At 73.9% G+C, this 25,112-nt stretch carries 20 protein-coding genes; 9 read left to right on the top strand and 11 right to left on the bottom strand.

Features of this window, described 5'->3' with window-relative positions:
• Positions 1-20: 20 nt before the first annotated feature.
• Entirely contained in the window at positions 21-911 is an 891-nt protein-coding gene (locus AB0O09_RS22205) for a peptidoglycan-binding protein (RefSeq protein ID WP_363543692.1), read from the bottom strand.
• Between the two features lie 509 nt (positions 912-1,420).
• On the opposite strand from AB0O09_RS22205, the gene AB0O09_RS22210 reads away from it, so the two are divergent.
• From AB0O09_RS22210 to AB0O09_RS22220, 3 genes are all read left to right on the top strand, one after another.
• The gene (locus tag AB0O09_RS22210; RefSeq protein WP_363543694.1) at positions 1,421-1,837 is read left to right on the top strand and encodes a hypothetical protein; all 417 of its coding nucleotides are present in this window, start codon (positions 1,421-1,423) and stop codon (positions 1,835-1,837) included.
• A gap of 122 nt (positions 1,838-1,959) precedes the next feature.
• A complete protein-coding gene (locus tag AB0O09_RS22215) occupies positions 1,960-2,943 on the top strand; it encodes a hypothetical protein (RefSeq protein WP_363543696.1) in 984 nt (327 codons plus the stop codon).
• Between the two features lie 537 nt (positions 2,944-3,480).
• Positions 3,481-4,926 (top strand): glyceraldehyde-3-phosphate dehydrogenase, encoded by a 1,446-nt coding sequence (locus tag AB0O09_RS22220; RefSeq protein WP_344623891.1) that lies wholly within the window; start codon positions 3,481-3,483, stop codon positions 4,924-4,926.
• 89 nt (positions 4,927-5,015) lie between these two features.
• On the opposite strand, the gene AB0O09_RS22225 is transcribed toward AB0O09_RS22220, so the two are convergent.
• Both AB0O09_RS22225 and AB0O09_RS22230 read right to left on the bottom strand, forming a co-directional pair.
• A complete protein-coding gene (locus tag AB0O09_RS22225; protein WP_363543698.1) occupies positions 5,016-6,032 on the bottom strand; it encodes a CU044_5270 family protein in 1,017 nt (338 codons plus the stop codon).
• Positions 6,029-6,658, bottom strand: a complete 630-nt coding sequence (locus AB0O09_RS22230) for an RNA polymerase sigma factor (protein WP_363543699.1) — start codon at positions 6,656-6,658, stop codon at positions 6,029-6,031. The genes AB0O09_RS22225 and AB0O09_RS22230 overlap by 4 nt, the downstream gene beginning before the upstream one ends.
• Positions 6,659-7,083: 425 nt before the next feature.
• On the opposite strand from AB0O09_RS22230, the gene AB0O09_RS22235 reads away from it, so the two are divergent.
• The gene (locus tag AB0O09_RS22235; RefSeq protein ID WP_363543700.1) at positions 7,084-8,007 is read left to right on the top strand and encodes a cysteine/serine endopeptidase inhibitor; all 924 of its coding nucleotides are present in this window, start codon (positions 7,084-7,086) and stop codon (positions 8,005-8,007) included.
• A gap of 155 nt (positions 8,008-8,162) precedes the next feature.
• Here the strand turns inward: AB0O09_RS22235 and AB0O09_RS22240 are convergent, their stop codons facing one another.
• Entirely contained in the window at positions 8,163-8,585 is a 423-nt protein-coding gene (locus AB0O09_RS22240; RefSeq protein WP_344623896.1) for a DUF5997 family protein, read from the bottom strand.
• A 67-nt stretch (positions 8,586-8,652) separates the two neighbouring features.
• Between AB0O09_RS22240 and AB0O09_RS22245 the strand changes: the two genes are divergently transcribed.
• The 3 genes from AB0O09_RS22245 (at position 8,653) to AB0O09_RS22255 (ending at position 14,347) form a co-directional block, all read left to right on the top strand.
• The gene (locus AB0O09_RS22245) at positions 8,653-9,441 is read left to right on the top strand and encodes a LysR substrate-binding domain-containing protein (protein ID WP_363543791.1); all 789 of its coding nucleotides are present in this window, start codon (positions 8,653-8,655) and stop codon (positions 9,439-9,441) included.
• 663 nt (positions 9,442-10,104) lie between these two features.
• Positions 10,105-13,134, top strand: coding sequence for a carbohydrate binding domain-containing protein (locus AB0O09_RS22250; RefSeq protein ID WP_363543702.1), 3,030 nt, complete (start codon positions 10,105-10,107; stop codon positions 13,132-13,134).
• Positions 13,135-13,243: 109 nt separating this feature from the next.
• Positions 13,244-14,347, top strand: a complete 1,104-nt coding sequence (locus tag AB0O09_RS22255; protein WP_363543703.1) for a LacI family DNA-binding transcriptional regulator — start codon at positions 13,244-13,246, stop codon at positions 14,345-14,347.
• On the opposite strand, the gene AB0O09_RS22260 is transcribed toward AB0O09_RS22255, so the two are convergent.
• From AB0O09_RS22260 to AB0O09_RS22270, 3 genes are all read right to left on the bottom strand, one after another.
• Complete coding sequence (locus tag AB0O09_RS22260; RefSeq protein WP_363543705.1) at positions 14,344-15,042, bottom strand: hypothetical protein; 699 nt, start codon at positions 15,040-15,042, stop codon at positions 14,344-14,346. The genes AB0O09_RS22255 and AB0O09_RS22260 overlap by 4 nt on opposite strands.
• A 29-nt stretch (positions 15,043-15,071) precedes the next feature.
• A complete protein-coding gene (locus tag AB0O09_RS22265) occupies positions 15,072-17,042 on the bottom strand; it encodes a hypothetical protein (RefSeq protein ID WP_363543707.1) in 1,971 nt (656 codons plus the stop codon).
• 215 nt (positions 17,043-17,257) lie between these two features.
• The gene (locus tag AB0O09_RS22270) at positions 17,258-17,467 is read right to left on the bottom strand and encodes a hypothetical protein (RefSeq protein ID WP_263103044.1); all 210 of its coding nucleotides are present in this window, start codon (positions 17,465-17,467) and stop codon (positions 17,258-17,260) included.
• A gap of 541 nt (positions 17,468-18,008) precedes the next feature.
• Between AB0O09_RS22270 and AB0O09_RS22275 the strand changes: the two genes are divergently transcribed.
• Positions 18,009-21,026 carry a BTAD domain-containing putative transcriptional regulator gene (locus AB0O09_RS22275; protein ID WP_363543709.1) on the top strand — a complete coding sequence of 1,006 codons (3,018 nt, stop codon included), beginning with the start codon at positions 18,009-18,011 and terminating at the stop codon, positions 21,024-21,026.
• An 80-nt stretch (positions 21,027-21,106) separates the two neighbouring features.
• Here AB0O09_RS22275 and AB0O09_RS22280 read toward each other — a convergent pair whose 3' ends face one another.
• Positions 21,107-21,367 (bottom strand): hypothetical protein, encoded by a 261-nt coding sequence (locus tag AB0O09_RS22280; RefSeq protein WP_363543711.1) that lies wholly within the window; start codon positions 21,365-21,367, stop codon positions 21,107-21,109.
• A gap of 287 nt (positions 21,368-21,654) precedes the next feature.
• On the opposite strand from AB0O09_RS22280, the gene AB0O09_RS22285 reads away from it, so the two are divergent.
• Entirely contained in the window at positions 21,655-21,816 is a 162-nt protein-coding gene (locus tag AB0O09_RS22285) for a hypothetical protein (RefSeq protein ID WP_344627602.1), read from the top strand.
• On the opposite strand, the gene AB0O09_RS22290 is transcribed toward AB0O09_RS22285, so the two are convergent.
• The 3 genes from AB0O09_RS22290 to AB0O09_RS22300 form a co-directional block, all read right to left on the bottom strand.
• On the bottom strand, positions 21,817-23,157 hold the full coding sequence (locus tag AB0O09_RS22290; protein ID WP_363543712.1) for a helix-turn-helix transcriptional regulator: 1,341 nt from the start codon (positions 23,155-23,157) through the stop codon (positions 21,817-21,819).
• Positions 23,158-23,264: 107 nt separating this feature from the next.
• The gene (locus tag AB0O09_RS22295) at positions 23,265-24,299 is read right to left on the bottom strand and encodes a class I SAM-dependent methyltransferase (RefSeq protein ID WP_363543714.1); all 1,035 of its coding nucleotides are present in this window, start codon (positions 24,297-24,299) and stop codon (positions 23,265-23,267) included.
• On the bottom strand, positions 24,296-25,105 hold the full coding sequence (locus AB0O09_RS22300) for a phytanoyl-CoA dioxygenase family protein (protein WP_363543715.1): 810 nt from the start codon (positions 25,103-25,105) through the stop codon (positions 24,296-24,298). The genes AB0O09_RS22295 and AB0O09_RS22300 overlap by 4 nt, the downstream gene beginning before the upstream one ends.
• Between the last annotated feature and the right edge of the window lie 7 nt (positions 25,106-25,112).

Genomic DNA, 25,112 nt, shown 5'->3' on the forward strand with positions numbered 1-25,112 from the left:
CTCGGGTGGTGCCGGCGCGGTCAGTGGGTGCGCTGGTACTCCTCCCAGGTCTGGATGGGGATGCGGGGGCCGTCGTCGGCGGCCTGGTTGGCCAGCCCGTTGAGGCCGAGGTAGTAGTCACCGGTCTGGTGCTGGGCCTGGGTGGACAGATCGGTGTCGCTGATCGCCGCGGCGTGGATGTGCCACGGCCAGTCGCCCTGGTTGGGGTTGCGGACCCAGGCGGCGAATCCGACCTGGCGCAGTGCCTTGGCGACGGAGGTGCGGGTGCTGCTGGACATGCCGTCGACGCTGATGTCCACGACGCCGCCGCCGTCGTGGGTGCCGGCGGAGGTGGGGTCGCCGCCGGGGTTGTAGGAGCCCTGGGACAGGGTGAGCTTGAAGCCCAGGAGGCGCTCGGCTTCGGTGAGCATCTCCTGGGTGCGGGTGTTGACGGTGTATCCGTTGCGCTGCAGCTTCGCGCCGGGGCCGATCTTGTGGCTGACGGTGAACCGGCCCTGCCCGAGCGTGGCGAGGGAGGTGGCGCCGGGCAGTCCGTTGGCGTCCAGGCCGGTGTAGCCGAGGGAGCGCTGGAACGCGGAGTAGGCGGTGATGGTGGTGGTGCCGAAGTACCCGTCCACCCAGCGGGCGTCGAGAAGACCACGGGCCTGCAGGGCCCGCTCGACGGCCAGGACCGAGTCCTTGGCTCCCGGGGTCAGCGTGCTGTCGGCCCGTCGGGGGTCGATCTGGGCGGCCTTGACGGTGGCTTCCATGTCCACCACGGGCAGCGTGGCGGCGGTGGCGGCCGATGCCTCGGTGTGGGACGGCGGGGTTGCCGCGTGGGCCTGCGAGACGCTCATCACCAGGCCGCTCAGGACGGCGACGGCCGCGAGCAGCCGGGTGGCGGTGGTCCGGGTCTTGATGGCGGATGCCATGCGGTGGTTCCTTTCGGTTCGGCGGAGGATCTGTCCTGGCCCCGCCCCGGTGTCGGGTACCGGGCGGGGTGAGGGCTCTGACGGGACGGCTCCCGACCGGGGCAGCGCTCAGCAGCACCGCCGGTCGCAGCGGCCGTCGCTGACGTCGTTGCTGCGGAGAAGGGCGGCGCCCGGCGCAGGCACACCCGCCGCTGCCGGCCGAGCCGGTGACGGGTGCGGGTTCTGGTGACCGGTGCGAGTGAACGGGCTTCGGGTGGACGGGGGTTGCGTCGCCGGGCCGGTGCCGGGGCCGCGATCCGTTCGAGACGCTAGGAGGTGCCGATAGCGCGCCGGTATCGGGCCGCGCCACCGGGCGGCTACGGCCGCGCTACCGCCCCTCGCCAGCATGAATGCGTCACCGGCCGCCGTGATCACCACGGCGGCCGGCATCACGAGGCGGGGACCGGACGGTCACCCGCCGAGGGCGCCGGACGTCCCGGAGCCCCGTACGGAAGGACCACAGGATCACCATGGCGATCAGGAAGTTCATCTCGGCCGCGCTCGTGGCCGGCACCGTCGTGACGGCCGGACTCGCGTCCGCCGGGAGCGCCTCCGCCTTCACCGCCGACTGCCACGGCGGCCAGGTCTGCCTCTACTACAACTCCAGCGCCCACGGCTACGGCGCCGTGTACGTCCAGAACACCACCGTGGACAACTACGCGGGCCTGACGTTCAAGGCGGGCAAGAACGGCAGCTCCGGCGCCGGTGTCGCGGTGAAGAACAACGCGGCCGCCGTGGACAACCACTGGTACGGCACGTTCAACGTCTACTACAACAGCGGCCTCGACTGCAGCGTCGCCTGCCAGGCGATCCCGATGGACACCCGCCGGGACCTCAACTCCCAGCTGAAGAACAACAATGCCTCGGGCGAGTTCGTCGGCCCGTGATCTGACGGCACCCGTCAGTACCGAGCACACGCACCGGTCCCCGGCCGCCCGCTGCGGCCGGGGACCGTGCACGGCTACCCACCCGTCCCCGCCGGCCGCGCCGTTCCGAAAGAGACCCGCCTGTGTCCAGCCGCCCCGCCCGCTCCGCCGTGATGCTCACCCTGCTGCCGCTGCTCCTGGCGGGCTGTGCGAGCGCGGCGGGCTCCGCCGACACGGACGCCGTACCGCCGAGCCCGAGGCCGAGCGTGCAGACCGCCGCGGCCCCGCCGACGCTCGCCGCGACCCCGCAGCTGGACTCGGCGAACGACCGGCCGCTGCCGCTCGACCCCTATCTGCTCAACCCGGAACAGCAGTTGGCCGTCGAGAAGGCGCAGCAGAAGCTCATCGTCCGCTGCATGGCCTCCTTCGGTCTCACGTACACCCCGCCGTCCGGCAACGGGGGCCGGCGCGACAGCGACGCCCCCACCACCCGGGTGGACTCGCGCTACGGCCACCAGAACGCGGCGCTGATGGCGAAGTGGGGCTACCACCCCGAGGGCGGACTGCGGGCGGGGGCGGGTGCGATGCCGACCGGCCCGTCGTTCTCTCCCGAGACGGAGCTCGTCCTGCGGGGGACGGCGGACGTGGCGGCACGGGCCGGGTCGGGCGGGCGGACCGTCAACGGGCGGACGGTGCCCGCGCGCGGTTGCCTCGGCGAGGCGGTCAAGGAACTGACCGGGTCCGCGGAGGGCGGGATCGGCGACACCCGGTTCGCGGACGACGCCAAGTTCACGACGCTGGACCAGTCCCGGAAGGACCCGCGGACGCAGGCGGTGTTCCGTCAGTGGTCGCAGTGCATGAAGGACGCGGGCTTCGACTACACCGACCCGCTGGCGGCCCTGGGCGACCCGCAGTGGCGGAAGTCGCCGACGCCGACGCCGCAGGAGCTGAAGGTGGCCACCGCGGACGCCGGCTGCCGGCACGCGCACAACGTGGTCGGCGTCTGGTACGCCGTCGATGCCGGCTACCAGCAGCAGGTGATCGCGGCCAACGCGGCCGCGATGGCCGAGGCGAAGGCCGCGGTCGAGAAGCAGGTGCGGGCGGCGGCCCTGGTGACGGCAGGCTGAGCATCGCCGGTCGCCTGTGAGGTTTGCCACGGTGGCGACCGGCCGGGCGACGACCGGCCACGGGACGGCCGCCGGTATCTACGCGCGTCCGCTCCGGGTGGGCCGAGTCTGCCGCGAGGGCGTCGGCCGCATGCGCAGCAGGTGGGGCGAGCGATCGGTGATCACTGCGCGCCCGGCGGTGGTGCGTCCGTGAAGTGAACGCGGGTGGTGGGTGGGCCCTGTCGGTCGAGCCCGAAGGGGGCCGGAGCGGGGCGTTCTTCGCATCATGCGTTGAAGGAATCGCGTACCCGATGCCCGATTTATTGTTCAATTGGTGTCGACAGTCGAAGCGGTGCACGGCCCCGGGTGAGCTCGGCTCGGACCCGGTCGACGATGGGCTGGGCTCTTCCGACCGGGCGGTGCCGGGGGTGCGGCGGAACGGCCGTGTGACCTGCCCCTGGAGACGGTCGAGGGGTGAACGTGGACAGGACCGCCCAAATGATCAACAACTTTCGAAAGCTAGCATGGAGGCACCCTCCTAGCTCGAAAGATGGACTTGTGACTGTCAACGACGACGTGTTCACGGACTGGATGAACCGCGAGGAGATCGCGGAGTCGATGATCCCGATCATCGGCCGACTGCACCGGGAGAGGGACGTCACCGTCCTGCTGCACAGCCGCTCCCTGGTGAACAAGTCGGTGGTCAGCATCCTCAAGACCCACCGGTTCGCCCGCCAGATCGCCGGCGAGGAGCTCTCGGTCACCGAGACGATGCCGTTCCTCCAGGCCCTCACCACGCTCGACCTCGGTCCCTCGCAGATCGACATCGGCATGCTCGCGGCCACCTACCGGGCCGACGACCGCGGCCTGTCGATCGCGGAGTTCACCGCCGAGGCGGTCGCCGGCGCCACCGGTGGCAACAAGATCGAGCGCTCCGGTTCGCGCGACGTGGTCCTCTACGGCTTCGGCCGCATCGGCCGCCTCGTCGCCCGCCTGCTGATCGAGAAGGCCGGCTCCGGCAACGGCCTGCGGCTGCGCGCCATCGTCGTGCGCCAGGGCGGCGACCAGGACATCGTGAAGCGCGCCTCGCTGCTGCGCCGCGACTCCATCCACGGCCAGTTCCAGGGCACCATCACCGTTGACGAGGCGAACAGCACCATCGTCGCCAACGGCAACGAGATCAAGGTGATCTACGCCAACGACCCGTCGGAGATCGACTACACGGCGTACGGCATCAACGACGCCATCCTGATCGACAACACCGGCAAGTGGCGTGACCGCGAGGGCCTGTCGAAGCACCTCCGTCCCGGCATCGACAAGGTCGTGCTGACCGCCCCGGGCAAGGGCGACGTCCCGAACATCGTGCACGGCGTCAACCACGACACGATCAAGCCGGAGGAGCGGGTCCTGTCCTGCGCCTCCTGCACCACCAACGCGATCGTCCCGCCGCTGAAGGCGATGGAGGACGAGTACGGCGTGCTCCGCGGCCACGTGGAGACCGTCCACTCGTTCACCAACGACCAGAACCTGCTGGACAACTACCACAAGGCCGACCGTCGCGGCCGCTCCGCGCCGCTCAACATGGTCATCACCGAGACCGGCGCCGCCTCCGCCGTCGCCAAGGCACTGCCGGACCTCAAGGCGAAGATCACCGGCAGCTCGATCCGCGTCCCCGTGCCGGACGTCTCGATCGCGATCCTCAACCTGCAGCTCGCCCGCGAGACCACCCGTGAGGACGTCCTCGAGTACCTCCGCGAGGTGTCGCTGACGTCGCCGCTGAAGCGCCAGATCGACTTCACCACCGCCCCCGACGCGGTCTCGAACGACTTCATCGGCTCGCGCCACGCCTCGATCGTCGACGCCGGCGCCACCAAGGTCGAGGGCGACAACGCGATCCTCTACCTGTGGTACGACAACGAGTTCGGCTACTCGTGCCAGGTCATCCGGGTCGTCCAGCACGTCTCCGGCGTCGAGTACCCGACCTACCCGGCCCCGGCGGTCTGATCCGCAGGGTCCCGGCGCACCGCGTACGGACGGAAGGGCCGGAGGCAGCAGCCTCCGGCCCTTCCGGCGTCCGCGCTCGGTGTCCGGCGTCAACTCCCGTTCGGGGTGAGGCCGGGAGCGTCGGCGAGGCCACGGGCGACGACGGCGACGGAGGTCACCTCGTCGCCGGCCTTGCCCCAGGGGCCGTCCTTGAGCAGGACGGTGCGCTCCCCGAGCAGGCGCAGCGTCTGCTTGTCGAAGATCCATTCGGAACGCTCGTCGTTGTGGGTGCGGGCGACGGCGACGCCGTGCCGGCCGGCGGCGTCGACGGCGTCGTCGACGGTGACCACTCCGGGGATGTGTCCGGCGGCGCGGTAGAGGGCGGCGCTGACCTCGGGCGGTGCGACCGAGCGGCGCAGCAGGTCGCCGATGGTGGTGAAGGCCTCTTGGTCGGGTCCGGTGGTGGATCCGGATCCGGTGCCGTGGTTGAGGTCGGTGTCGGCGTAGATCTGCTTGAGCAGGGCCTCGGGGTCGGTGGGCAGGGCGGCGAGGAGCTTGTAGGTGGGTGAGTCGAGTGAGCTGCCGCCGGGGGCGGGGATCTGCTTCTCGCCACCGGTGCCGCGCTGGAGTCCGGGCCGGGTGCCGTCGACGGCGACCCACTGTTCGAGGTTCTCGGTGGCGGTGGCCCGCTGCATGCCGCCACCGGGAGCCTCGCTGAGCGAGGTGCTGTGGCCGACCGTCTTGACGTAGGAGTACTGGCTGTCGCGGGCCCGGGACTGGGGCTGGGTGTAGGCGGCCTGTGCGACGCGGTCCAGCAGGTGGACCGAGGCCGCGGTGGCCGGTGGGGCCTTGTCGGCCGGTGTGCCGCCGCCCTGGGTGCTCACCACGACGGCGACAGCCGCGGCGGTGGCGACCGCGGTCACCACGAGCAGGCGCGGCCAACGCCGCACGAGGCGGGCGGACGCGGGAGCGGGGGCCCGGTTCTGCAGGCCGATCTCGTTCAACAGGAACTCCTTCAACGGCTCCGGCGCCATCTCCGGGTGTGGCGGGGCCGGCAGCAGGCGCGCCAACTCCTGGCGCTCGCTGTGCTCCTCCCGCTCGTCGCGGTGTCCACGTGCGGTGTTCACGGCTTCCTCCCGGCCGGCAGACGGCTGTCATCGAGGTGGTGTCCGCGGCCGCGCCGCGGTTCCACGGTTCTTCGATCCGGCGTCTCCTGCACCGCGATGCTCCGGCGGAGCTTCTCCCGCGCCCGGGACAGCCGGGAGCGCACCGTGCCCACCGGGACCCCGAGCGCCTGCGCGGCCTCCGCGTAGCCCAGGCCCGACCACACCACGAGCGTGAACACCTCGCGCTCGCTGCGCCGCAGTTGCCTCAGTGCGCGGAGGGCGGCAGCGGCCGTCTCGGCATCGGCGATCCTGCCGACCACCTCGTCGGCGAAGTCCGGGACCGGCTCGCGGGTCGGCATCCTGGCCATCGCCGCGCGGTGCCGGCGGGCCGCCCGGGTGGTGTTGCGCAGCACGTTGGTGGAGATCCCGAGCAGCCAGGCCCGCGGGTTGAGGACCTCACCGCGCAGCTTGTCCCGCAGCCGCCAGGCCTCCAGGAACGTCAGGGACACCACGTCGTCGGCGACATGCCGGTCACCGGTGGATCTGGCCGCGTGCGCGTAGACCGTGCGGGCGTGCTCGTCGAAGAGCGCGGCGAAGGCCCGGCGGTCGCCGGCCGTGTCCTGCTGGCGGGGCAAGAGAGACTCCACGCAGTCTTGGTGTCCGCACCGCCGCAGCGGTTCCCCGGAATTTTCGCCGACTGCCCGGCCGTTCGCTCCGTGCTGAGCACCACGGGAGCCAGGAGGGGTGAACGGGCGTCGTCGTGTGCACGTCCCTCCCTGCGCCCGGCGGGATGTGTGCGCCGCGCCGACCTTGTGGCGAACTTAACGGGCGCATAAGGCCGTTCCGACCGCGGGGGAGGCCGTCCGGGTGCGGTGGGCGGGCTGCGGTGGCCGTGACCTGCGGTGATGGGGTCGAGGGTGGGGCGGTCGGACCCCGTTGCCCAAGTTGGTTGCGGCAGGCGGGCGTTGACCGGGAGGGCCGGGGTTGGTTATTGATGGTGGCCAGTCAGTCGGGGCTGTGTGCGGATCCGCCGGGCACGACGAGACTCCACCCCCATCCCTCAGGAGGACGCGTGCACTCCGCTCCGAAACGGATCCGCCGGCGGTGGATCGCCGGTCTGGTCGGCGCCTTGATGCTCACGGTGTTCGGCATCGGCTCGGCGCTGGCCTCGATACCGGTCGGCGAGTCCAGGACCGGCAAGATGACCTGGTACGACGACGCCGGGTTCGGCGCCTGCGGGACGGCGATCAACGCGGCCGCCGAGGACCTGGTCGCCGTCTCCACCTCGTGGTGGACCTCGGCGAACCCGAACAACGACGACCTCTGCAAGGGCATCTCCGTGCAGGTCAGCTACCAGGGCAGGACGATCACCGTCCCGGTCAGGGACAAGTGCCCGTCCTGCAGCGCCGAGCACATCGACCTCAGCAAGACCGCCTTCCAGAAGCTCGCCGACCTGAACGTCGGCGTGGTCTCCGGGATCACCTGGAAGTTCGTCGGCTCCGGCGGCGGCACGGGCGGCACCGGTGGTACGGGCGGCACCGGCGGTGGGACGACCACCCTGCCCGCCCCCACGGGGCTGCACGCCACCGCCACCACCGCGAGCAGCGTCTCGCTCGCCTGGACGGCCGTCCAGGGAGTGTCCTCGTACGCCGTCTACCGCGGCGGGACGAAGGTCGGCACGGCCTCCGGCGCCTCGTACAGTGACACGGGCCTCGGTGCCGGTACCGGCTACCGGTACACGGTCGCCGCCGTCGACTCCGCGGGGAAGGCGGGCGCCCAGTCCGCCGCCGTCACCGCGACCACCACCGCCACCGCCACCGGCGGCGGGGGCGGCGGCACGGCCTGCCCGGCCGCCTGGAGCGCGGCGAGGTCGTACGTGCCCGGTGACGCCGTCGGCTACGCGGGCCACAAGTACAGCGCCGTCTACTACTCGACCGGTGCGGTGCCGAACGACCCCGGCTCCTGGGCCGTGTGGCGCGACAGCGGCACCTGCTGACGCAGTGCGTCGCCGCCGGGCCGCCGCCGTTCTCCTTCCCCTGGACGGCGGCGGCCCCGCGGCGGGCGTGCCGGCCGCCGCCGGCATGCGCGGGGCCCGTCCGGCAGGTGCCGGACGGGCCCGTGGAATGCGGTGCGGTGCCGGGGCGTGCGGTCTCAGCGGTCCTTGCGGGCGGCGGCCTGCTGGGCCTGCTTCGCCTCCTTGGCCTGCTTCTCCTTGATCCGCACGGTCTCGCGGCGGACCTCGGCCTGGATCGTGCGCTCCTTCTGCAGCCACTCCGGGTTCTCGTCCCGGAGGGCCTCGATCTGCTCGGTGGTGAGCGCCTCGCTGACGCCGCCGCGGGCCAGGCCGGAGACGGAGACGCCGAGCCGGGCCGCGACCACCTGGCGGGGGTGCGGGCCGTTGCGGCGCAGCTCCTCCAGCCACGCGGGGGGCTCGGTCTGCAGCGCGTTCAGCTCGTCACGGGAGACCACGCCCTCCCGGAACTCGTCGGGGGTGGCCTCGAGGTAGACGCCCAGCTTCTTGGCCGCCGTGGCGGGCTTCATCGTCTGGATCGTCCGGGGCTTGCGCGATGTCATAGGGACAAGGGTAAGCGAGCGGAGGCCCGCCCCGATCACGGTGGGTAGCCTGGGCTGCGTGACTGAGATGCAGGCGACCCCCTCCTCCTTCCGGCTGGCGTACGTTCCGGGCGTGACCCCCACCAAGTGGGTCCGTGTCTGGGGGGAGAGGCTGCCCGACGTTCCGCTCGCGCTGGTGGCCGTTCCCGCGGAGGACGGCACCGAGGCGCTGGTGTCCGGCGGGGCGGACGCGGGCCTGGTGCGGCTGCCGGTGGACCGGACGGTGCTGAGCGCGATCCCGCTCTACACCGAGACCACGGTCGTGGTGATCCCCAAGGACCACTGGCTGGCCGCGGCCGAGGAGGTCGCGGTGGCGGACCTGGCCGAGGAGGTCGTGCTGCACCCGCTGGACGACACCATCGGCTGGGAGAGCCTGCCGGGCCTGCCCGCCTTCGAGCGGCCGGCGACCACCGCCGACGCGATCGAGCTGGTGGCGGCCGGCATCGGCGTGCTGGCGGTGCCGCAGTCGCTGGCGCGGCTCCACCACCGCCGTGACCTCACCTACCGGACGCTCGCGGACGTGCCGCAGTCGCAGGTGGTGCTCTCCTGGCGCGAGGACCGGACCACCGACCTGGTCGAGGAGTTCATCGGCATCGTCCGCGGGCGGACGGTGAACAGCTCGCGCGGCCGCGGCGCCCAGCCCCAGGAGAAGCCCGCCGCGCAGCAGAAGGCCGGTGCGAAGCAGAAGCCAGGGCAGCAGAAGACGCAGCAGCAGAAGCCGAAGCGGCCCGCGTCGGCGGGCGGCCGGGCGCGGGGCGGCGCCGGGGCCTCCGGCGGATCGGGCGGTGCGCGGCGCGGAAAGCCCCGCGGCCGCTGACGGCACGGGCCGGCCGCCCGATGGTGCGTGGTGGGGGAACGGGCGCCTCCCGGTCGGGGTGCGGGTGTGACGGGTGACGGGTGCGGGTGGTGGGGGCCCGCGGCCCGCCGGGCGTGGGGGAGACCGGCGGGCGGGCGGCCGGCAGGGGTGGTGCCGGTCGCTGAGGACAATGCCGTGGCGGCAAAGGGCGGGTCAAGGTGTTCGCCGGGGAAATCTGAAAGTTTCTGCAAGACATTTCTTCCTGAATCGGCTCAGAGACCGTTCTGGCTCGATTCAGAAATCCGACAGCAGGTCAGAACGGTTGCGCCGTGCGTCCGGACCGCTGCGGTGAGGGTTTACAGAGGGGTTGCCGCTCGGTAATCTCCTGATGCTTCTTGCAGTGAATTGCGCAAGGAGCGGTGGCCACGGTGGAGCGGCCGCCCACCGCGGCCTCCCGCCCGGGGGGCCGGCGCATCCGCCGGCTCGGGGAGCCGCACGCAGACGCCCGGCCGCCGGCCCCCCTGCCCGCGCCGCCGCACCGTCCCGCACGACCCCGCACCACCCACCCACCTGTTCCTGCCGCTCCGGCAGCCCCGTGTCTCCGTCCCCCACGCTGCTCCCGTGTCCCCGGGTGCGGTGGAGCCGGGTTCCCCCCTGCCTGCGGCACTACCCGAGGGGTTCACTGTGACATCGCGATCACGTCACCGGCGGCGGCCCACGGCCGTCGCCCTGACCGCGGCGGCCGGTCTCGCGGCCACACTGCTGTCCACGGCGCCACTGGGCGGCGCGGCGAACGCGGCCACCACCGGGGCCACGGCCTCCAACACGGCGACCGTCTTCTACTACACCAAGACCCGCAACTGGTCGACGTACAACCTGCACTGGGCCCCGGACGGCGGCAGCTGGACGACCGTGCCGGGCGTCGCCATGGAGGCGGCCTGCACCGACTGGGTCAAGAAGACCGTCGACCTGGGCTCGGCCACCGGCCTGCAGGCCACCTTCAACAACGGCTCCGGCACGTGGGACAACAACGGCGGCCGCAACTACGCCCTGGGCACCGGCTCGATCACCGTCAGGGACGGCGTGATCGCCCACAGCGACCCGTGCGCGGGCGGCGGCACCGACCCCTCGCCCAGTCCGTCCCCCACCGGCACCACCTCGACGGTCTACTACTCCACCGCGGTGGTCGGCTGGAGCACCGTCAACCTGCACTACGCACCGGCCGGCGGCGCCTGGACGACCGTGCCCGGCATCGGCATGGACGCCGCCTGCACCGGCTGGTTCAAGAAGACCGTCCCGCTGGGCTCCGCCTCGACGATGGCCGCGACCTTCAACAACGGCAACGGCACCTGGGACAACAACAACGGCGCCAACTACGTCGTCCCGTCCGGCACGGTGACGGTGCAGAACGGCAAGGTGACGGCGAACGCCGCCGACCCGTGCGCCGCCGTGGTGCCGGACACCACCGCGCCGACCGTGCCGTCCAACGTCGCGGCCACCGCCACCAACACCTCGATCGTCCTCACCTGGGACCCGTCCACCGACAACAAGGCGGTGACGGGCTACCAGGTCACCCGCACCGGCGGCACCCAGGGCACCGTCGTGGTGAACACCGGCTCCACGGTGTACTCGGACACCGGCCTGGACGCCAACACCGTCTACACCTACACCGTCAAGGCGCAGGACGCGGCCGGGAACGTCTCCGCGGCCTCCGCTGCGGCCGTGGCCACCACCGGCACCGCCCCGCCGCAGCCCGCCAACGGCGAGATGATCGGCACCGACCCGCGCAAGGACCCGATCTACTTCGTCCTCACCGCGCGCTTCAACGACGGCGACAGCAGCAACAACCGCGGCGGCAGCCAGGACGTGAAGTCCGGCAACGCGGCCAACGACGACCCGATGTTCCGCGGCGACTTCAAGGGCCTCGTCCAGAAGCTCGACTACGTCAAGGGCCTCGGCTTCTCGGCGATCTGGATCACCCCGGTCGTCCTCAACCGCTCCGACTACGACTACCACGGCTACCACGGCTGGGACTTCTACAAGGTCGACCCGCGGCTGGAGTCCGCCGGCGCCTCGTACCAGGACCTGATCAACGCCGCGCACGCCAAGGGCATCAAGATCTACCAGGACGTGGTCTACAACCACAGCTCCCGGTGGGGCGCCAAGGGCCTGTTCGTGCCGGCCGTGTACGGCGTCCGGGACTCCCAGTGGTCCTGGTACTACGACGAGAAGCAGACCGGCTTCGAGTACGACGGCCTGACGATCGACCCGAAGACCGGCAAGTCCTGGTACAACGGCGACCTGTGGTCGACCGAGCAGCCCGCCCGCTCCACCTGCGTCGGCTGGGGCACGCCCACCCAGTACAAGAGCGCCGAGGGCTACACCATCTACAACTGCCAGTGGCCCTCGCCGACTTCGGGGATGTTCCCGTCGAAGTACTACCACCAGTGCTGGATCGGCAACTGGGAGGGCGAGGACTCGCGCTCCTGCTGGCTGCACGAGGACCTCGCGGACTTCAACACCGAGAGCCCCGAGGTGCAGAACTACCTGATCGGCGCCTACGACAAGTACATCGACATGGGCGTGGACGGCTTCCGGGTCGACACCGCCGTACACGTCCCGCGGATGACCTGGAACCGCCGCTTCCTGCCCGCGATCCAGCAGCGGGTCACCCAGGACTGGGGCCCGGCCAAGGCGCAGAACTTCTTCGTCTTCGGCGAGGTCGGCGCGTTCGTCAACGACAAGTGGAACCGCGGCTCGGTGAACCACTCCGCCCAGTTCTTCACCTGGAAGGAGCGCAAGGACTACACCGCCGACGACGTGCAGGCCGCCCTCGACCAGTACACCTACGAGGAGCAGCTCGGCACCGGCAACCAGCCCACCTCCACCAACGCCTTCCTCAACGGCAACGCGTACCACACCCCGGACCACTCGCAGTTCTCCGGCATGAACGTCATCGACATGCGGATGCACATGAACTTCGGGGACGCCCACAACGCCTACTACAACGGCAAGGACTCCGACGACAGCTACAACGACGCCACCTACAACGTGGTGTACGTCGACAGCCACGACTTCGGCCCGAACAAGTCCAGCACCCGGTACGCGGGCGGCACCGACGCCTGGGCCGAGAACATGGCCCTGATGTGGACCTTCCGCGGCATCCCGACGCTGTACTACGGCTCGGAGATCGAGTTCCAGGCCGGCAAGCAGATCGACTGCGGCCCGTCCTGCCCGCTCGCCACCACCGGCCGCGCCTACTACGGCGACAAGATCGCCGGCACGGTCACCGCGAGCGACTACTCGGTGGTCTCCGGCGCCACCGGTGCCGTCGCCACCACCCTGCAGCAGCCGCTGGTCAAGCAGCTGCAGCGGCTCAACCAGATCCGCCGGGCGATCCCCGCCCTGCAGACGGGCCAGTACTCCACCGACGGCATCAGCGGCGGCGGCATGAACTTCAAGCGCCGCTACACCGACACCGCCACCGGCGTGGACAGCTTCGCCCTGGTCGCCGTCACCGACGGCGCCACCTACGGCGGGATCCCCAACGGCACCTACAAGGACGCCGTCACCGGTGACGTGAAGACCGTCACCAACGGCACCCTGACGGTCGCCGCGCCCGGCAAGGGCAACCTGCGGGTCTACGTGCTCGACCTCGGCGGCAAGAACGCCGCCCCGGGCAAGATCGGCACCGACGGCCCGTACCTGAAGTAGCGGTCGCCGGGTGCCGGCGGGCGGGGCTCCCCGCCCGCCGGCACCCGCAGGACCGGACCGGACCACGGGGAACGGGCGGACACGGGGGAGAGAGGGAGAGGGCACCACCATGCCCGGAGGGAGAACCGGCGGCGGACGGGGCAAACCGACCGCCGGGGACGTGGCGGCCGCGGCGGGATACTCCCGCACCGCGGTCTCCTTCGCGTTCAACAGCCCGGACCAGCTGTCCAGGGCGACCCGCGAGCGCATCCTCGCCGTCGCCGAGGAACTCGGCTACCGGCCCAGCCCGCTCGCCCGGATGCTGCGCGCCGGGCAGACCCGCGCCCTCGGCGTGCTGCTGCCGCAGGGCCTCGCGGCGATCCTGCGCAACCCCTACTACACCGAATTCCTGCGCGGCGTCGGCGAGGTGTGCGACCGCGAGGGGTACACCCTGCTGCTCACCCCGCCGCTGCGGGAATCCATGCTCGAAGCGATCCCGTACGCCGCCGTGGACGGCTTCGTGGTCTGCGGACTGGAGACCGACCGCGGCGAGGTCGCCGAACTCGCCCGCCACCAGACCCCGGTGGTGCTGGTCGACGGCGACCCGCAGTCCGACGCACCCGGCGTGGACGTCGACGACCGGCGCGGCACCCGGGAGGCCGTCCGCCACCTGGTCGGGCTCGGCCACCGCCGGATCGCCGTGCTCTCCCTCGACCCCGGGCCGGACGCCGCCGCCCGCGGCTACCGCGGCCCGCTCGCCCGCCGCCTCGCGGGCCTCGCCGACGGGCTCGCCGAGGCGGGCCGCACCATGGCGGACGTCGAGCTGGCCGAGGTGCCGATCAGCCGCGCCGACGGCGAACGCACCGTCCGGCGGTGGATGGCCGGGCCCGAGCCGCCGACCGCGATCCTGGCGCTCTCCGACATCCTGGCCTTCGGCGCCCTGGAGGCGCTGCGCGACCTCGGCGTGGACGTGCCCGGCGAGGTGTCGGTGGTGGGCTTCGACGACCTCGCCGAGGCCGCCCGGACGAGGCCCGCCCTGACCACCGTCCGGCAGGACACCGAGGCCAAGGGCCGGACGGCCGCCGGGGCGCTGCTCGCGGCGATCCGCGGCGAGCAGCAGCCGGTGCGCCGGCTGCTGCCCACCCGGCTGGTCGTCCGGGCCTCGACCGCGCCGCCCCCGCCGCCCGGACGGCGGGCCGAGGCAGCGGCGCGGAACCGGGGTGACGGCTCCTAGTCGTTGCCCGGCCAGCCGTCGAGCATCCGGTGCACCGTCACCCCGGGCCGTTCGGCCAGGCTGCGGTTCGACGGGGCGGCCGGGGCGGCGGGCTGCGCGGCGACGGCGGCCTGCAGGATGTCGGTGATCTCGGCGACCTTCGCGTCGACGGTGGCCTTCAGCTGCGCCGGGTCCTGGGTCCGCGCGGCCGAGCGCACGGCCTTCTCGACCGCTGCCAGTTCGCGCAGCGCGTCCTGGCCGAGCCGGACGGGCTGCGGGGTGTTGATGACGAACTGGTAGGCGCCGGCCACGGCCTGGCAACCGGCGCAGTGCACGGTGGTCGCCTTGCTGTTGTTGTCGGCGGCGACGTGCACGTTGCTGCCGCCGGTGGTGACGATCTGGAAGGAGAGGGCCACGGCGCGGCAGTGCTGCCCCTCGCTGCAGTACCGGGCGGTGGCGATCGCCCGGTTGTCGACGTCGACGCCGACCGTCCGGCCGAACTGGCGGATCTCGAAGGCGACGTCGGTGTCGCGGGTGTGCACCGGGCTCGCCACGCTGACGGCGTTGGTCCGCTCGTAGCGGACCTGGCCGGCGTCCGCGGTGGCGGCGGCCGGTCCGACCAGCAGGACGGCGGCGGCCACCGCGGGCACGAGCGGGCCCGAGCGGAGGAGGCGGCCGAGCCGGCGGGTCGGGGTGCTGCGGTGCGATCGGTTCACGAGGTGCTCCAGGCGGTTCGAGGGGTGGCTCAGGGGGCGGGGGAGGAAGCGGGCGACGAGGCGGGCGAGGAGGCCGGGTCGGCGGTCGCCGAGGCTTCGCCGGATGCCGGTCCGCCGGCCGGGGCCGACGGGGTCGGCGAGGGGGCCGGGGCCGTGCCGGCCGCCGCGGTGGCCGTGCTGCGAGGTGCGGCGGCCGGCGCGGTGGCGGCGGGGGTGGTCCGGCCGGCCCGAGGCCGGGCGGGTGCCGGACTCGGCCGGCCGCGATTCGGGGCGGCGGCCGTGGAGCCGTCCGTCGTCGAGGAGGCGGCGGGGGACGGGCGGGCGAGTGCCGCGGAGGGGGTGACCGGGAGTTCGGTCCGGAGCGCCGGGCCTGGGGCCGGTGCCCGGGCGGGCGGCGGCCGCGGGGCGAGCGGGGCCGGTGCGGCCCGGTGCCCCCAGGCGAGGGCGAGGGCCGCGCCGGTGCAGGCGGCGGCCGTCAGCAGCAGCACCGCCCGGCCCCGCGGGGTGAAGCGGGCGCGGGCGGCGGCGCGGCCGGCCCGCCGGGCGAGCCGCACCACCAGGTACACCAGTCCGGCGGTCGGCAGCAGCAGCATGACCAGGCCGATCACGCCGAGCGCCGCGGCCGCGGGTGCCCCTGCGGCGAACGCGTCGGCGGTGTCGGAGAGTTGGCCGGTGAAGGAGTCCACCGCCGTGCGCAGCAGCCGGGGCGCGTTCCAGAGCACGTAGGCGACCTCGGCCACCAGCAGCGGGACCATGGCGAGCACCCACGCCGTCACGATCACCCGGGACGAGCGCTTCAGCCCCGCGATCTCGGGCGGGACGGGCCGCCGGGGCAGCATGCTGCGCAGGATCGGCCGGACCTTGCCGAACAGGTCGGGGACGCCGGCCAGGTCGGCGAGGATGTAGTAGCCGTCCAGCCGCAGCACGGGCAGCAGCTGCTCGACGATCTCGAAGTGGGCCACGTACACGGCGGCCAGCAGGAAGTCCCGGCCGGTCGCGAAGTACGCGGCGAACAGCACGCCGACGAACACCGCGTTGAAGTAGACGCCGCCGAGGTCGGTGCGCAGCCGGTCGGGCCGGCGCAGCCGGTACACGTCGGTGACGTCGGTGTACATTGCCGGCCACACCAGGTAGATGCCGCAGCCGATGCAGCCGGGCCGTCCGCCGCCGTAGCGGCAGCCGGAGGCGTGGCCGAACTCGTGGAAGACGGTGGACAGCACGGTCAGCGCGAGGACGGCGAGCAGCAGGGCCGGCTCCTGCACGGTGTTCAGCACGGGGGTCATCGCCCCGTGCACCGCGAACAGCCAGACGTCGGCGGCGGCGGTGAGCAGCAGGACGGTCGCCACCGCGACCGGCCGGTGCAGCCAGGACAGCGCGGCTGCCACGGTGTTGACCGACGGCGGCCGCAGCAGCACCTTGTGGGCGCGCAGCGCGAGCAGCAGGTCGGTGACCGGGACGGGTGCGGCCGCGGCGCTGCCGGCCGGCGGGGCGAGCAGGCCCAGCGGGCGGAGCTTGTGGTCGAGGAGGTGGGCGATGTGCTCGGGGCCGAGTTCCAGGCCGGAGCGGGCGCCGACCAGTTCGGCGATCTCGCGCCGGGTGCGGGTGCCGTCCAGGGCCTCGGCCACCAGGTAGAGCAGCCGGCTGAGCTGGACCATCTGGCCGTCGGCCCGCCGGACGAGGTAGCGGGGGGTGGTGAAGCCGGAGTCGCGGTACTCGCCCTGCAGGGTGAGCCCGGGTGCGGGCCGCGGCACGTCCTCGGCGGTGCGGTGCGGGACGTCGTGCGGCACGCGGTGCGGGGCGTCGGCGGCGGGGTGCGGGCCGTCGGCGGTCCGCGGTGCGGGGCCGGCCTGGCCGGGGTCGGTCGGTGGGTCGGTGGGAGGCTCGGTGCCGGGCCGTGCCCAGGCGTCGGGAACGGCCGGCCGTCGGGTGTCGCCGACGGTCGCCGGGCGTTCCGCGGCCATGGGGGTCCGGCTGCCGATGCCGTGTCCGCTCTCGGTCACGTCACCTTCCGGGCTGGCAGTCGTTGGAAGTGCGGAAAGTGTTTCCGGCGGCGATTCCGGCGCCACCGGAAACACTTTCCGCATGATTTCCGTGAACGGGTCAGAAATGCCGGTCGGGGGCCCGGCCGCGAGCCGGCTGCCCTGCCGGCCGCCTTCCGTTCACAGCACCCGGGCCGTCCACGCGGGGCGGCGGGGCGTCAGCGGCGGAGCATCCGTCACTGGTGGATGGAGATGTACTGCTTCGCCTCCGAGGCCGCCAGGGAGTCCCAGGAGTGGTCGTTGTAGGAGACCGAGTTGTTCTCCGCGTAGACGACGGCGTGCTTGGTGACCGTGGTCTTGTGGAGGTTGAAGCTGAAGCGGCTCAGCGCCTCGCGCTTGGGCAGCAGCTCGGCGGTCTCGGTCTCCAGGACGGACATGTCGATCATGGGGATCCATTTCTCCGTACGGTTGTGCTCGGGGCGGCCGCGACTCGGCCGCCCCGGTCGGACGGGTGTCCGACGGCCTGGACATTACGGCGGCGTCACGACGCCGAGCAAGCAACCGGATACGTCGGGTGATCGATTTCGCGGGAATAGTGCCTGCATTCGCACGGCAATGCCGGACGGTCCGAAGATCGAAAAGTCGGTCGAATTCGGCGGGGTTCCGGGATTCTTCGTATCCGAGGTTCTCCGCGGCGCGCGGGGGGCGGCAGACTTCACTCGATCGGCTCAGCTCACCGGCGTGTTCCCGGACGGTGCGTCAGGGCCGGTGCGGGGCAGGGGGCGCGTCCCGGGGGTCGGCCGGGCGTCCGGCCGGCGGTGCGCCCGGCGCGGGCCGGACGAGCGGGGCGCGAACCGCGGCACCGGTTGTCCGCGTCCTGTCGACCGGGTGCCCGGGATTCCAGTCGATCGACGGGGGTGCCCGCCCGGGGCCGGGGCTAGCCTGACCCCGGGGGTGGGGCAGATCAGCGGCAAAGGGCACGAATCCATGGACGATCTCAGGCTCTCCGTCCTGGGGCCGATGCAGGTGCGGCGGGGGGCGGCGCAGCTCAGGACGGGCGGCCCGCAGCAGCAGGCGATGCTCGTGGTGCTCCTGCTGCGGCGCGGACTCGCCGTCGGCGCGGGAGAGTTGGCGGAGGCCATCTGGGGCGACGAGCCGCCCGGCACGGCCACCGGCATCATCCGGACGTACGCCTGGCGGTGGCGGCGCGTCCTGGAGGACGGCGAGCGCCCGCAGGTGCTGGCGACCGGCGGCGACGGCTACCGGCTCGACCTGCCGACCTCCGCGGTGGACGTCTTCCGCGCGGAGGAGGCGGCGGCCTGTGCGGAGCGGGCGAGCACCGACGGCGAGACCGCCCAGGCGCGCGATCTCCTCGACGCGGCACTGGCGTTCTGGCGGGGTGAACCGCTCGCCGGCATCCCCGGGCCGTTCGCCGACCGGTGGCGGCGGCTGCTCGCGGACCGCCGGCTGGCGCTGCTGGAGGAGCGGATCGCCCTGGACCTCGCGCTCGGCGACCACCGGCGCTGCGTCCCCGAGCTGACCGAGCTCGCCGCGGCGCACCCGTTGCGCGAGCGGGTCCACCTGTTGCTGATGCGGGCGCTGGCGCAGGCCGGCCGCACCGCCGACGCGCTGGCCGCCTTCCGCGCCGTACGCCGCACCCTGGTGGGCGAGTTGGGGATCGGGCCGGGTGCCGAGCTGGAGTCCGAGCACCGCCGGATCCTGGCCGGCGGGAGCGTGGCCGCCGCGCCGTCGCAGCCCGCGGTCCGGGCCTCCGTGCCGCGGGCCGCGGCAGCGCCGGTGCCAGCGCCGGTGCCGCGGCGGCCGGCCGCCGCCGTGCTGCCGGTGCCCGGCCAACTGCCGCCCGACACGTCGGACTTCGTGGGTCGGGAGACACTGGTGATGGCGCTGGGCGAGGCGCTGGTCTCGCCGGTGAACGGGTCGCCCGCGATCGTGTCGGTGGCCGGCATGGGCGGGGTCGGCAAGACCACCCTGGCGCTCCACGTCGCCCACCAGGTCCGCCGGTTCTTCCCGGACGGCCAGCTCTACGCGGACCTGCGCGGGGAGGGCCCGGACGGCGGCCGTCCGGCGGCCGTGCTGGCCAACTTCCTGACGGCGCTCGGCATCGCGCCGGAGGCGGTGCCGGACGGTGCGGAGGACAGGTCCGCACTGCTCCGCTCGCTGCTCGCGGACCGCCGGCTGCTCCTGGTGCTGGAGAACGCGGACGAGGCCGCCTCGGTGCGCCCGCTGCTGCCCGGCACCGCCGGCTCCGCCGTCCTGCTCACCAGCCGTACGGGGGCGGCGAGTTCGCTCGCCACCCTGCACACCGACCTGGAGCTGTTCACCCCGGAGGAGGCGCTCGGCCTGCTCGGCCGGGTGATCGGCCCGGAGCGGCTGGCCGCCGAGCGGCCCGCCGCGCTCGGGCTCGTCTCGGCCTGCGGCCACCTGCCGCTGGCGGTGCGGATCGTGGCGGCCCGGCTGGCGGCCCGCCCGGCGTGGACGGTCGCCAGCATGAACGACCGGCTGGCGGTGGAGGTCCGCCGGATCGACGAGCTGCGGATCGGCGACCTCGCGGTGGAGGCCGCGTTCGCCCTCGGCTACCGGCAGCTCTCGGCGGACCAGGCCCGGGCCTTCCGGCTGGTGGCCGCGGTGCCGGGGCCGGACATCGGGCTGAACGCCGCGGCGGCGGTGCTCGCGGTCGGCCGGGACGACGCCGAGGACCTGCTGGAGTCCCTGGTGGACGTCCGGATGGTGGAGTCGCTGCGGATCGGCCGCTACCGCTACCACGACCTGCTGCGCTCCTTCGCGCAGCGGACCTCGCGGCGCACCGACCCCGGCGAGGCCGCGGCCGCCCGGCAGCGGCTGCTCGGGTTCCTGACCGCGACCGGGTACGAGGCCTTCCGGCAGGGCTGCCCGGGGGACGAGATCGACCGGGTGTTCGCCCGGCCGTCGGCCACGGGGCTGTCCTTCGCCGACCGCGTCGCGGCGCAGGCCTGGGTGTCGGCGGAGTCCGGGACGGCCGTCGCGCTGGCGCACCGGATCGGCACCGAGCCGCCGGACGGGGAGGGCGCCGACCCGGACCACCGGGAGCGGCTGAACGACGCGGTCGACCTGCTGGTCATGCTGAGCCCGTTCGAACTCGGCCCGCACCGGGGGCCGTTGACCGAGGCGGTGGACGCGCTGGCCGAGGCGGCCGTCCGGCGGGGCGACGCCCGTGCCGAGGGCCGGGCGCGCTTCCTGCGCGGCAACATCGCGCTCGACCTGCACCGGCTCTCCGAGGCGCGCCGCCAGACCCGGCTGGCCGCGGCCGCCAGCCGGGCGGCCGGCGACACCGCGATCCTGCGGCAGGTGCTCAACGACGGCGGCCTGGTCGCCCAGTACCTGGCGGACTACGAGGAGGCCGACGCGCTCTACGGGGAGGCGGTCGAGCTGGCCCGCAGACTGGGGCACCGGGCCGGCGAGGTGGCCACCCGGGTCAACGTCGCGCTGGCCCGGGTGTACGGCGGCCGGGCCGAGGAGGGCGCGGCGGTCTGCCGCGCGGTGCTCGCGGACCTGGCGCGGGGCCTGCCCGGCGGCCCGGCCGAGGAGGGCCCCGGCCGGGCCTACGCGATGTACGTGCTGGGCCTGGCCCTGCACACGCTGGGGGACCACCCGGAGGCCGTGGAGTGGTTCGGCCGCAGCATGGCGCTGGCCTCCGGCCTCGGTCTGGAGGTGCGGGCCGCGCAGTCCCGCTACCGGCTGGCCGACAGCCTGCGGGCGGCGGGCCGGCTCCGGCAGGCGGTGGAACACGCCGAGGCCGCCCTCGCCGCCTGCGAGGACCTGGGCGCCGAACGCGACCAGGCGCACGCGCTGCTGGCGCTGGGCCGCGCGCTGGCGGAGCTCGGCGAGGAGGGCCGGGCCCGGGCCTGCCTGCTGCGGGCCCGGGCGCTGTTCACCGGACTCGGCCTGCCGGTGGACGCGCACCACGCGGACCTGGTGGCCGGCCTGGTGGCGGCGCGGACGGCCTGAGGGCCCGTCGGGGGGCGTACCCGGTGCCCGGCACCCGGGTGCGCCGCCCGGCCGGAGCGGGCCGGGCGGCGGGCGATGCGTCAGGAGACGGTCGGCGGCCGGTGGTAGTCGGCCCCGGTGCTGTTCCACGAACCGACGTGGATGTCCGCGGTGTGCGGTGAGGATCCGCCGGAGGTGTCCCCGGCGGAGGCGCCGGTGTTGTTCCAGGACTCGATCGGGATGTCCGCGGAGGCGGCGCCCGCGGGGGAGGTGCCCGCGGTGCCGAGCAGCAGCACGGCCGCCGCCGCGCCGGTGAGCAGCGCCCGCCGCAGGACCCGCCGCATTTCCGTCGCCTTCTTCATCTCCGGTCCGCCTTTCTGTCGGCCCCCGGTCGGACGCGCGTCGCACCGGGGTCGGAATTCCGGTGGCGCACACGCGGGACGGGCGGCGTTTATCGGGTTGTACATCGGTTGTAGATGTGCTCGGGATAGCGTTCCTGTGTGCCGTCGACCACGGCACGGAAGACCGCCGGAGAGGATTCCGGCGGGTGCTTTCCGGAGCCGTCCGGGGGATTCCCGGCAGGCTCCGACCGGGGTGTCCGGCGTACCGGCCGGGCCCCCGTCCCGCACTCGGTTACTCAGGAGTTGTCATGCGTCGAATCCCGGTTGGAACGGCCTGTGCCGGCCTCGTCCTCGCCCTGCTGGCCGTCCTCGGGTGGGCCGCGTCGCCGGTCGCCGGCGGTGCGGTCACCGCGGACGGCGCGGTGGTGTCGACCGACGCGACGACCGGGGACTTCCCGGCCTGCTGCTGATCAGCGGCGGCGGGCCGGACCGGGGCGGTGGGGCAGCAGGCTGCCCCGCCGCCCCAGGCAGCGCATGCCCTGCTGGTAGGCGTGCACGGCCCGTTCGCTCTCGCCGGCCCTGTCGAGGATCTCGGCGAGCTCGGCCCAGGCGAAGGCGGCCTGCCGGTCCGCGCCGGACGCCTCCAGCATCAGCGCGCCCCGCTCGCAGGACTCGCGGGCACCGGCCTCGTCGCCCTGCTCCTGGAGGGCCGCGGCGAGGACGAGCAGCGTCCGTGCGGTCTCCAGGCGGTGGCCGGGGCCGAGCAGTTCCAGGGCTCTGCGGGCGTGCTCGGCCGCGGCCGCCGGGTCGGCGGCGAGCAGTTCGGCGCGGGCCATCGCGGTCTCGCAGTACGCCAGGTCGATGCTGCTGCCCTCGCGGACGAGGGTGTCGGCGCTGCGGCGCAGCAGGTCCCTGGCCGCCTCGACGTCGGGTTCGTCGCGCTGCAGCAGCACGGTGGCGTAGGCGTTGCGCAGGCGGGCGACGGCCCGCTCGTTCTCGCCCTCCGCGTAGATCGCCAGCGCCCGCTGCACCAGCATCAGGGCGTTCTCCGAGTCGCCGCTGCGGTGGGCCGCCAGGCTGGCGTTCCAGTAGACGGCGCCGAGCGCCTTCGGGTCCTCCACCTGCCGGGCCTGCTCCAGGCCGAGCGAGGCGAGGTAGGAGGCGCGGTGCAGGTCGCCGCGTTCGGAGTGCAGCCCGACCAGGGTGGACAGCAGTTCCATGCCGGTGACGGTGGGCAGCAGGCCGAGCCGCTGCACCTCGGCGAGGGTGGTCTCGGCGAGGTCGACGGCGTGCGCGAGGTCGCCGAGCTCGCGGTAGCAGCGGCAGAGCGCGACCACCACGGTGAGCCGGCCGGCGCCCTGCCGGGCGGGCCGGCCGCCGGCGTGCAGCCGTTCGTAGCGCACCACGGCCTCCTCCAGCCGCCCGCACAGCTCCAGCGCCTGGGCGGTGCCGAGTTCGGCCTGGGCGGCGATGTCGTCCTGGCCGGCGTCCGAGGCCTCGGCGGAGACCTTCTCGTAGGCGCGCAGCGCGCCCTCGCTGTCGCCGTTGCGCAGCATGATCTCCGCGTAGCGGAGCTCGACCTCGATGTCCTCGGTGCGGGCGCGCGGCATCAGCCCGAGCAGCGCCTTCGGGTCGCAGCCGAGCCGCTCGGCGAGCTGCTCGACCACGCGGGTGGTCGGCACCCGCTTGCCCGCCTCCAGCAGGGAGACGTAGCTGGGCGACAGGTCGTCCCCGGCCAGGTCGGCCTGGGAGAGTTTCGCGGCCCGCCGGAGCTGCCGGATCCGGTTGCCGAGCTCTTGGTTGTCCGCCACGGCGCACCCCTTCTTGACTCGATCGCGAGACTATCAGTCGCGGAGTGCTGTCAAGGTGTGTTCCGATCATTCCGGCCGTCCGGGGCGGGCCGTGGGGTGTCACCGGCTCAGCCCTCCCGGCGGGCGTGCAGCCGCAGGTAGACGCAGCGCCCGGAGCGGTACAGGCCCGCCGAGTCGCGGCCGACCCGGTCGGCGAAGAAGCGGGCGTAGGCGGCACGGGGTCCCTCGTCCAGGGTGCCGAGCAGCCGGGTGGCCTCCGCGGGCAGGCGGTCCAGCGAGCGGAGCACCCCGGCGGTGATGTCCTCCACCGCCTCGACGCGCAGCCCGGCCGCGGCGGCGGCGCGGGCCGGGCCGCGCGCGTCCGCGGCCGGCCACTCGTCGGCGAGCAGCAGGTGCCCGCCGGGCCGGAGCACCCGGGCGGCCTCGGCGAGGAAGCGTCCGGCGTCGGGGAAGCAGTGCACGGACTCCACCGAGACCACGGCGTCGAAGGAGGCGTCGGGGTGGGGCAGCCGGTCGGCCTCGCCGTACCGGAAGTCGAGTCCGGGGACGGTGTGGTCGCGCCGGCAGAGCGCCACGTTCCGGGGCGAGGCGTCGAGGCCGGTGACGGTGCGGGGGCGGCGGGTGCGGGCGAGCCGGGCGGTGCCGCCGCCGCGGCCGCAGCCGACGTCCAGCACCGCCGTGCCCTCCAGCGGGGCGGGCGCGGCGGTGAGGTCGTACAGCGCGCCGCCGTGCCGCCCGGTGCCGGGCAGCTCCGGGTCGGCGCACGGGTCCGGCCCGTCGGGGCCGGCGGTGCAGTGGCCCATGTTGAGGAAGGTGAACCACGGGTCGGGGTGCAGCAGTGCGATGAGGTCGTACTTCGCGCGGTACAGCGCCCCGGCGCCGCCCGGCTCCCCGCCCTCGCGGGTCGGCCCGCCGAGGGCGGCGGCCAGGGCCCGGGCGGCGTCCCGGCAGTCCCGCGGTGCGGGGGCCGGGCGGTCGGGGAGGCGGGCGGCGAGGTGGTCGGCGACCCGCCGCCAGCGGTCGGGGCCGGCGGCGGGCAGCCAGGTGAGCCCGTCCAGCAGGTGCAGCGCCTGCTCGGGGTCGAGCGGGGCGAGCAGGGCCGGGTCGAGCGGCCCGGGCGGGTGCGCGGCGGGTGCGCTCACCGCGGCGGCTCCGCGAGCCGGTTGAGGCCGGCCCGGTCCTGGCCGCTGACGAGGGTGCAGGCGTGGCCGGGGAAGTGCGGGCGGACCTTGACCGCGGGCACGGTCATCCGGACGGCCAGGGCGAGCCGTTCGGCGCCCGAGGTGTTGACGCCGGAGGCGTGCAGCGCCCGGTCGGTGAAGACGGCGCACTGGCCGGGCCGCAGCGGCAGGGAGACGGCGCGGCTCTCGTCCACGTGCTCCGGCGGGACGAGCAGGGTGGCCCGGCGGCCGGGGCCGGACGGCCGGGCGGGCAGCACGGCCCGGGTGCCGGGGACGAAGCGCAGGCAGCCGCTGTCCTCGGTGACGTCGCTGACGGCGATCCAGAAGGTGAAGTGCAGCGGCGGCTCCAGCCCGTACTCCTCGCCGGGGGCGTAGACGCCGCCCCAGTCCTGGTGCCACTGGAACTCGGGGCCGCCAGAGGCCTTGGCGATGAAGGTCGACCGCCACACCAGCAGGTCCTCGCCGTACAGCGCGCGGGCGGCGGCCAGCAGGGCGGGGTGGGTGATCAGGCGGTGCACGGCCGGGGAGTCGAGGTGACGGCTCTCGATGTACGGCACCGGGCTCGCGCCGCCGCGGCCGGCCACCAGGTTGGCGAGCCGCCCCTCGACCTGCTCGGCGGCGGGGGCGGGCGCGCGGCCGGGGATGTCGAGCACGGCGGCGAGTTCGGGGCGCAGCGCCTCCATCTCCGCCACGGACATCAGGGTGAGCGGGCCGAGGAAGCCCTGTTCGCGGTAGCTGTCGCGCTGCTGCTGGGTGAGGTCGGACACGGGGTCG

Origin of the sequence: Kitasatospora sp. NPDC093679 (assembly GCF_040683455.1) — a bacterium.
GTDB classification, from domain to species: Bacteria; Actinomycetota; Actinomycetes; order Streptomycetales; family Streptomycetaceae; genus Kitasatospora; species Kitasatospora arboriphila.

Bases quoted from the DNA above. Each gene is read 5' to 3' on its own strand.
- AB0O09_RS22205 (WP_363543692.1), bottom strand. From the start codon at position 911: ATGGCATCCGCCATCAAGACCCGGACCACCGCCACCCGGCTGCTCGCG.
- AB0O09_RS22210 (WP_363543694.1), top strand. From the start codon at position 1,421: ATGGCGATCAGGAAGTTCATCTCGGCCGCGCTCGTGGCCGGCACCGTC.
- AB0O09_RS22240 (WP_344623896.1), bottom strand. From the start codon at position 8,585: ATGACATCGCGCAAGCCCCGGACGATCCAGACGATGAAGCCCGCCACG.
- AB0O09_RS22245 (WP_363543791.1), top strand. From the start codon at position 8,653: ATGCAGGCGACCCCCTCCTCCTTCCGGCTGGCGTACGTTCCGGGCGTG.
- AB0O09_RS22255 (WP_363543703.1), top strand. From the start codon at position 13,244: ATGCCCGGAGGGAGAACCGGCGGCGGACGGGGCAAACCGACCGCCGGG.
- AB0O09_RS22270 (WP_263103044.1), bottom strand. From the start codon at position 17,467: ATGATCGACATGTCCGTCCTGGAGACCGAGACCGCCGAGCTGCTGCCC.
- AB0O09_RS22275 (WP_363543709.1), top strand. From the start codon at position 18,009: ATGGACGATCTCAGGCTCTCCGTCCTGGGGCCGATGCAGGTGCGGCGG.
- AB0O09_RS22280 (WP_363543711.1), bottom strand. From the start codon at position 21,367: ATGAAGAAGGCGACGGAAATGCGGCGGGTCCTGCGGCGGGCGCTGCTC.
- AB0O09_RS22285 (WP_344627602.1), top strand. From the start codon at position 21,655: ATGCGTCGAATCCCGGTTGGAACGGCCTGTGCCGGCCTCGTCCTCGCC.